This is a genomic window from Bacillus sp. AC266, from assembly GCF_979253805.1.
This window is the reverse complement of the sequence record NZ_CEEDEC010000005.1, coordinates 392,371-400,189: the sequence shown is the minus strand read 5'-3', so window position 1 is coordinate 400,189 and position 7,819 is coordinate 392,371. Positions and strand designations below refer to the sequence as shown.

Annotated in this window: 8 protein-coding genes, 2 tRNA genes and 2 riboswitches; of the genes, 8 read left to right on the top strand and 2 right to left on the bottom strand. The window is 34.9% G+C overall.

Going from position 1 to position 7,819, the window contains the following annotated elements; translation table 11 throughout:
• The first annotated feature begins 1 nt into the window (after nt 1).
• From AC0IXC_RS22050 to AC0IXC_RS22035, 4 genes are all read left to right on the top strand, one after another.
• Nucleotides 2-76: transfer RNA gene (locus AC0IXC_RS22050), tRNA-Asn, on the top strand.
• A 1-nt stretch (nt 77) separates the two neighbouring features.
• Nucleotides 78-149 (top strand) — tRNA-Glu (locus tag AC0IXC_RS22045).
• 131 nt (nt 150-280) lie between these two features.
• Nucleotides 281-700, top strand: coding sequence for a CBS domain-containing protein (locus tag AC0IXC_RS22040; protein ID WP_471653286.1), 420 nt, complete (start codon nt 281-283; stop codon nt 698-700).
• Nucleotides 701-1,123: 423 nt separating this feature from the next.
• The gene (locus tag AC0IXC_RS22035) at nt 1,124-2,275 is read left to right on the top strand and encodes a DUF3965 domain-containing protein (RefSeq protein ID WP_012260335.1); all 1,152 of its coding nucleotides are present in this window, start codon (nt 1,124-1,126) and stop codon (nt 2,273-2,275) included.
• A 241-nt stretch (nt 2,276-2,516) separates the two neighbouring features.
• Here AC0IXC_RS22035 and AC0IXC_RS22030 read toward each other — a convergent pair whose 3' ends face one another.
• Together AC0IXC_RS22030 and AC0IXC_RS22025 are read right to left on the bottom strand one after the other, a co-directional pair.
• Nucleotides 2,517-2,849: a hypothetical protein gene (locus tag AC0IXC_RS22030; RefSeq protein ID WP_002010638.1), complete on the bottom strand. Its 333-nt coding sequence runs from the start codon at nt 2,847-2,849 to the stop codon at nt 2,517-2,519.
• Between the two features lie 5 nt (nt 2,850-2,854).
• Nucleotides 2,855-4,021, bottom strand: a complete 1,167-nt coding sequence (locus AC0IXC_RS22025; protein ID WP_471653285.1) for an SH3 domain-containing protein — start codon at nt 4,019-4,021, stop codon at nt 2,855-2,857.
• A 259-nt stretch (nt 4,022-4,280) separates the two neighbouring features.
• A riboswitch (TPP riboswitch) is annotated at nt 4,281-4,393 on the top strand.
• A 60-nt stretch (nt 4,394-4,453) separates the two neighbouring features.
• Nucleotides 4,454-4,557: riboswitch (TPP riboswitch) on the top strand.
• Nucleotides 4,558-4,646: 89 nt separating this feature from the next.
• Between AC0IXC_RS22025 and tenA the strand changes: the two genes are divergently transcribed.
• The 4 genes from tenA to AC0IXC_RS22005 are packed head-to-tail and all read left to right on the top strand — an operon-like array spanning nt 4,647 to nt 7,813.
• Nucleotides 4,647-5,342: a thiaminase II gene (gene tenA / locus AC0IXC_RS22020; protein WP_471653284.1), complete on the top strand. Its 696-nt coding sequence runs from the start codon at nt 4,647-4,649 to the stop codon at nt 5,340-5,342.
• The gene (locus tag AC0IXC_RS22015; protein WP_215590745.1) at nt 5,311-6,063 is read left to right on the top strand and encodes an ABC transporter ATP-binding protein; all 753 of its coding nucleotides are present in this window, start codon (nt 5,311-5,313) and stop codon (nt 6,061-6,063) included. Before tenA ends, AC0IXC_RS22015 begins: the two co-directional genes overlap by 32 nt.
• Nucleotides 6,063-6,815, top strand: coding sequence for an ABC transporter permease (locus tag AC0IXC_RS22010; protein WP_002029858.1), 753 nt, complete (start codon nt 6,063-6,065; stop codon nt 6,813-6,815). The genes AC0IXC_RS22015 and AC0IXC_RS22010 overlap by 1 nt, the downstream gene beginning before the upstream one ends.
• Nucleotides 6,812-7,813 (top strand): ABC transporter substrate-binding protein, encoded by a 1,002-nt coding sequence (locus tag AC0IXC_RS22005; RefSeq protein WP_002140427.1) that lies wholly within the window; start codon nt 6,812-6,814, stop codon nt 7,811-7,813. The genes AC0IXC_RS22010 and AC0IXC_RS22005 overlap by 4 nt, the downstream gene beginning before the upstream one ends.
• Nucleotides 7,814-7,819 lie beyond the last annotated feature (6 nt).

The following is a 7,819-nucleotide window of genomic DNA, read 5'->3' as shown; positions in this document are numbered from 1 at the left end:
TTCCGCAGTAGCTCAGTGGTAGAGCTATCGGCTGTTAACCGATCGGTCGTAGGTTCGAGTCCTACCTGCGGAGCCATGGCCCGTTGGTCAAGTGGTTAAGACACCGCCCTTTCACGGCGGTAACACGGGTTCGAATCCCGTACGGGTCATAAAAAAAGAGTCAGCATATTGCTGACTCTTTTTTATTATGTATAAGCCTCTTTTTATCACCTTATTTTCCTGAAATAAATAAAGGGATTTAGGAAAAGCTATGGTATGTATTAAAAGGAGGAGATGAAAAATGATGCAAGTTAGAGAACTTATGAGTACTCATATCGTACATTGTACACCATTAGACAATGTATATGAGGCAGCTGTAAAAATGAAGGAAGAATCGGTTGGATTGATTCCTGTTATTGAAAATAAACAAGTTGTTGGGCTTGTTACTGATCGAGACTTAGTTGTTCGTGGGATTGCTGAAAAACATCCTGGATCTAATCAAATTACAAATGTAATGACAACAAACATTGTTTCAGTTTCTCCAGACGATTCTATTGAAAAAGCTACAGAATTAATGGCACAATATCAAATTAGACGGTTACCGGTTGTTGAGAGCGGTCAACTTGTTGGGATGCTAGCACTAGGTGATTTAGCTATAAGAAAATCAGCAGATGATCAAGCAGGGTTTGCTTTAAGTGAAATCTCAGAGCATATGGAATAAATTATGTATAAAGATCAGATACATTATTCTAGTATATACGGATTAAACTAATATGTTAGCGTGATGTATCTGAGACATTATATAATAAGTATAGAGTCAATATTTTTGACAGTTTTTTTAAATTTGTCATTCCTAATTTTTAATAAGAGAAAAAATGATATACTGAGAGATATAAGTGTTATTATAGATTTTGAATATAACAATATTCGTTGTTAATGATGTAATAATGAATTAATATTTCCTACGTAGATAAAGTGAAACTTTAATTATTGGGGGGTGTCCATCCCCCAATAATTATTAGTTGAACCAATCGGGCTTTTATGGGCAGTTTTATCTCCCACCTAACTTCCTCGCATTCGCAGAATTTTGAGGTGGGAGTCTTACTGCCCGCAAATAGCGGGATAAAAAGGGAAGGGGAATTATATGAGGGCTGTACAGGGCGATCCAAATTGGAATTTGGTTACAGATACATATATAGAACCAAATAATTTCGCTGAGTTATTTTCTTTGCTTGTACCTTGTCATCCAAAAGGTGAAAGGAAAGAGCGAACTATATTAGTATGGAAAGAAAAAGAATTTTATAAAGAAGAAAATTTAGCGGCATTTATCGTATATGGCATGAATAAAGTAAAGAATTTACCGCAGTTTCATAAAGATGAAATTCCAACTCTAGTACGTATTCTTCGTTTATGTCAAGAGATTGGTTGGTATGAAGAGGCAAATGCTTTTATGATAACCCAAGGGCTAGATGAATTTGTCCGAACTTCATTGGAGTATGAAACATGGGATCTTTTGACGAAAGCAGTTGCTTTAAACTATTTAATTATTAAATATCGTATTGGTGAATTAACAGCTGAGGATGTAGAAATTTGGGAGCGAGTTAAATTTAGTGAGAAATGTATAACAGATTGCAAACATCTATTATCTCATAAAGAAGTATTGGAATTTACATTCTTTTATATGTGTAAGCGAGCTAAAACACTGTCAAAAGAGCAATTAAATAGTGATATGATGAGTCTGGCAATGTATTGTAATACTTTTGTATATGATTTATATACACATGACTTATTACGAAAGTATCGTAAGTGTACAGACTTCCTATCATATTATGGACCTAGTCAAGCAGTTTTAGCTTGTCAAAGAGCTGTACTTTCACAAATTTCCGATCGATTAGACCCTTTAAAGACAACTCATGTAGATGATTATTTATATGTGATGAAAGAAATGATGGAGCATATGACGATAGGGGTAATGGATCGGTATGGTCATTTTATTGGAAAGCTACTATCATATGTACCATTTTTCGAAATGATCCAAGTTCCACAGCATGCATATTATTGTGAAGAATTACTGTATATTTGTAAGGGAATTGAATACAAAGAAGAAATACTACGCAATTATATATTTATACAATTACATGATTGTTTACCATCATTCTTTAAACTATTTCTTAAAAATAAGCGTTATGCAACGATTCATGATATTCTTTTCTATTGGTGCGACGATGAACAAAGAATGAGCTTAGAGAAAAAATATAATCTTAGTTTCATTTATGAAAAATATGCTTGTGGATAAACCATATTTTACATATTAAAAATTAATATAAATTAAAAAGGATCTCAAGTTTATGTGAGATCCTTTTTTTGTTAGTAAAGCAAGGAGAAAGTAACTAAGATAAGAAATAACATTCCATAAAGGAGAAATTGTGCAGTATAACTTCCTTGTATACCAAAAAAAGTATTCATTTTTTCATATAAATTCAATATATATTTCATTGGATTATCTTTGAAAGATTGGTACACAGTGTCTCCTCTTTCTAAGCTTCTTGTTCATGTTTTTGGTTATTAGGAACATGAACGTATCTAGCTATGAATAATAAAACACCTATAAAGAATACAGGAAGTACGGTAGATAAATAAAAACCATTACTAATTATATTTGTTATAAGAGCACTTAAAAGAAAAATTACATTATAAATATGGGCAATTTTTTGTTTTAGCCGCATTTGTAATGCTTCCATAATGATTTCTAAAGCAACAAAAGCAATAATAATAGATAAAAATACAGTGTTCGTATTATAAATGATTAAACAACAGATTAAACCTAAAAAGGCCAGGTATTCAATAAAGAGAGGTATATTGCGTGGCATATAATTTACCTAACTAAATATGGCAGTGGGTTTACTGCATTTGTTTTTTCAAAATTCCATTCCCCATTATGTAATTCAAAATGGAGATGTTGCCCGTATGAATGACCTGTGTTTCCCATATGACCTACTAATTGTCCAGTTTGTACTTGATCACCAGCTTGTACAGTGCGATCCTTCATATGAGCATAAACTGTTGTATATAATTTCCCATTTATTTGATGGGCGATGAACACGACATTGCCGTAGCTAGCCGAATAATAAGATTTCACAACCTTACCTGCAGCAGCAGCTTGAATAGAGACATTTCCTTGTGCTGCTATATCTATACCATAATGCATTTGCTCCCAGCGCATATCAAAAGTGGAGCTGATTTTCCCTTGAGTAGGGAATTTGAAAACTGCTGGAATTGATGCAGGTTGAGCTGTTTTAGCTTGTGCTTGATTTTGATTTTGATTTTGCACTACATAGTGTTTTGCTACATATCCGTATCCTGTGCCAAAACGAATTTTATACCAAGTACCTACCGTTTCTACTACTTGTACTTGTGTACCATTTTGTAATGAGCCAAGTAGAGTGCCACTTGTGCTAGCATTGCTACGTACATTTAATTTTGGTGTTGCAACAGTATAAGAAGGAGAACCTTGTACTGTTACACCTTTTACTAGAGGTGTGGATCCATTAGATACAAATGTTTTTTGTACGTAACCAATTTGACCGTTATGTAATATTTTGTACCAATCTCCTTGTTCACCTTGAATGGTAATGAATTGACCATTTGGTAATATATCTAGAATAGAAGACTCTGTATTAGGTTCAGAACGAACGTTTAATGCGTTTGCATTTACGATATATTGAGACTTTGGTTGAACATTTTTTTTGAATAGAATTGCATCTTTTTTCATATAGCCTGTTTTGTTGTTAACAGATACTTTATACCAATCTTGAACTGTTTCAAGAATAGTAACCGGGCTATTAAATCGAATGGTATCAACTATTGCACTGTCTGTATGGCTATTTTGATGTAGTGCAACGTTGTCAATTTTTACATATCCAGTTTTTACTGTAGATGGTTGCTTAGCAGCCGCTGTTTGTATATCGGATTCTCCCATAGAAGGAAGTAAAGAAGCAATTGCGATAGTAGTTGCTGTTAAAGCTGTGGCTTTCATATTCATGTAATAAAGACCTCCTCTAGTTGTATAGTTGTAATTTTATTATAGTATAAAGATATAATATATTGGTCGTATTCACATAAATGTAATATGAAATCAATAAAAATAATGTCAGAAGAGAGATTCGTATATAAATATTGTATATATCATTTGTGAGGTCGCATTTATATTTGTTTAACACGTTGAGATTTAATTCGCAATTAAGAAAATTAAAACAGTTGATGATGTCTTATGGCGATGTTATACTGACAGTGATAATTTTATAGTTTGCTAGGAGGGCTGGTGTTGCCAGCTGAGAGTAGGGCCATAAGCCTTTGATCCTTTTTATTACCTGATCTAGATTATGCTAGCGTAGGGAAGCAATTCGGACATTAACAATGAGTCCCCGTTTCTTTGCGTATAGAAACGGGGCTTTTTTATTTGAAAATTTCATATTAACACCACTAGGGGTGCTTTTCGTGCTGAGAGAGGAATAATCCTTAACCCTTACAACACCTGATCTAGATAATACTAGCGAAGGGAAGTGGAACAACGAATAAATTATAATTTTATTTGCTGTAACCACTTCTTATATACAGAAGTGGTTTTTTTATTGAGATAAATAGATATATAGGAAGGGGAATTATTAATGAAATTTTGTGAAAAATTATTTGATACGGTGCAGCCTGTTTGGGAGAAAAGTCATAATCATCCGTTTGTAGTAGGTATGGGGGATGGTACGTTGGAAAAAGACAAATTCCAGTACTATATTATTCAAGATTATTTATATTTGTTAGATTATGCAAAGCTATATGCAATTGGGGTTGTAAAGGCAACGAATCCACAAGTTATGGCAAAATTTGCAGAGCAAATTGATGGGATTTTAAATGGAGAAATGACGATCCATAAACAGTATGCAAACAAACTTGGCATTACTGTAGAGGAGATAGAATCTGCGAAACCATCTGCTAAAAATTTAGCCTATACAAATTACATGATGTCTGTATCTCAAAATGGCACACTTGCAGAATTAATATCAGCTTTACTTCCATGTATGTGGAGCTATTGGGAGATCGGAAAGCGTTTAAATGATATTCCTGGAGCAAGAGATCATGAGTTCTTTGGAGAGTGGATTCAAGGATATAGTTCTGAAGAATACGGTAACCTTTGTATTTGGTTAATAGATTTATTAAATGAAATGGCAGTTGGAAAGTCAGAGAAAGAGCTAGACCGATTAGAGGAGATTTTCTTATATTCCAGCCGATTTGAATATTTATTCTGGGATATGGCTTATCGTAAGGAGATGTGGGGTTTTGAGGAGCAAGAACATACTACAGTTTCATAATGTTTCCTTTCATTATGATGAAAAACCAATCATCAATGAATTAAATGCTTCTATACAAGATAAAGAGTTTGTAAGTATTATCGGACCGAGTGGATGCGGGAAAAGTACTTTATTTCGCCTTATTATAGGCTTAGAAGAGGCAAGTACTGGACAGATAGAGCTGACAGAAACAAAGAAGAGTCATTCTGTAGGGTATATGCCCCAAAAAGATATGCTCTTGCCGTGGAGGACGATTATTGAGAATGCGGCCCTGCCGCTAGAGTGCCAAGGTGTGCAGAAGAAAGAAGCGCAAGTAAAAGCGAAAGAACTGTTACATAAATTTGGTTTACAAGGGTACGAGAAAAAATATCCGAAAGATTTATCTGGTGGTATGAGGCAACGCGTATCTTTTATCCGAACTTTATTAACAGGAGGGGAGATATTATTGTTAGATGAACCGTTTAGCGCATTGGACGCTTTAACGAAGGCATCTTTGCAAGAATGGTTGTTTGAACAATGGAAAGAGTGGGAAAAAACAATTTTATTTATCACTCATGATGTTGAAGAAGCATTGTTTCTTTCTAATCGAATTTTGGTTGTAGAAAATCAACCGATAGCAACTTTAACTGAGCGAATTGTGCCGCTTGATCGTAACCGAACAAGAAAAGATTTATATAAGCCTGAAGTGTTAGCGCTTAAAGAAGAGCTCCTTAGTATGTTACAAAGGCAGGTACTCGTATGATGAATCGCTTGAAGGAGTTATTACCTGCCCTTATATTAAGTGGAATTTTACTTGCTCTGTGGGAAGTAGGAGCAAGAATTGTAGATGAGATGTACATTTTGCCATCACCTTCTGCAATTGTAATGAAGATATGGGCGCTGAAAGATATATTATTTACGGTTCATTTACCTGCAACGTTATACGTCGTTTTAATAGGCGTTGTTATTTCTATCGTACTGGGCGTAGGGCTAGCAATGTTAATGAATGCGAGTACGTGGATGGAAAGAGCATTTTATCCGTTATTAGTTGCTTCACAAACAATCCCGATCACTGCGCTTGCACCGCTCTTCGTTTTATGGTTTGGATATACCATCTGGAGTAAGGTTGTTGTTACCGTTTTAATTACGTTTTTCCCAATTGCGGTCAATACGTATGATGGACTGCGCAGTACGAAAAAAGAATGGGAGGAGCTATTAGTTACATATGGTGCAACGAAAAAAGATGTTTTTCTAAAGCTAAAGTTGCCATCTGCTCTTCCTTATTTTTTTTCAGCGTTAAAAATTGCGATACCACTTAGCGTTATTGGGGCAGCGATTGGTGAATGGCTCGGTGCACAAGCTGGGCTTGGATATTTCAGTAAAAGAATGATGACGCAGTTAGACGGAGCTGGTGTATTTGCACCAATTGTATTGTTATCATTATTAGCTATTTTCTTCGTCATACTTGTTTCGATATTAGAAAAGAAATTTATTAGTTGGAGGAAACATTCATGAAATTATTAAAACGCATCTTTGTGTTTACATTATTAGTTGCAATGATTGCAGGATGTTCGAGTAACTCGGCATCAGATAAGAATAAATCAGAAAAAGAAATAACAGTAATGCTTGATTGGTACCCGAATGCGGTACATAGCTTTATTTATACGGCAATTGAAAAAGGATACTTTAAAGAAGAAGGAGTCAAGGTGAATATTAAATTCCCTTCTAATCCGACTGATCCATTAACGCTAGCGGCAGCAGGGAAAGTGACAGTTGGTTTGTATTATCAACCAGATGTTGTCATGGCAAAAGCAAATGAACAAATTCCAGTGAAATCAATTGGAGCTGTCGTACGTTCACCATTAAATCATGTTGTATCACTGAAGTCAGCAGGCATTCAATCGCCAAAAGATTTAGAGGGGAAAACAGTTGGATATTCTGGAACACCTTTAAGTGAGATGTATTTAAAAACGATGGTAAAAGAAGCTGGTGGTAATCCAGATACAGTGAAAGTAGTCGATGTTGGCTTTGATTTAGTACCAGCATTAATTACGAAAAAAGTGGATGCGGTAACAGGGGCATACATTAACCATGAAGTACCTGTTATGCGTCATGAAGGTCATGAACCAGCATACTTTAATCCAGCAGATTATGGTGTACCGAACTATCATGAGCTTGTGTTTGTAACGGGTGATAAAACGTTGAAAAAAGATAAAGAAGCATTGCAAGCCTTTTTACGTGGGGCACAAAAAGGGTATGACTTTATGAAGAAAAAACCCGATGAAGCATTAAATATTTTATTAGATCATCAAGAAAAAGAAAACTTCCCGCTTGTACCAGAAGTTGAAAAAGAAAGTATGAAAATTTTATTAGAGAAGATGGAAACGAAAGATGAGCCATTCTTATCGGATTCAAAAGAGTCATGGGAGAAACAAAACAAATGGTTGAAAGACAAAGGAATGACGAAAGAAATCGTTCCAGCCGATGAATTATTTGAAAACATTTTAAAGTAGGCGAAT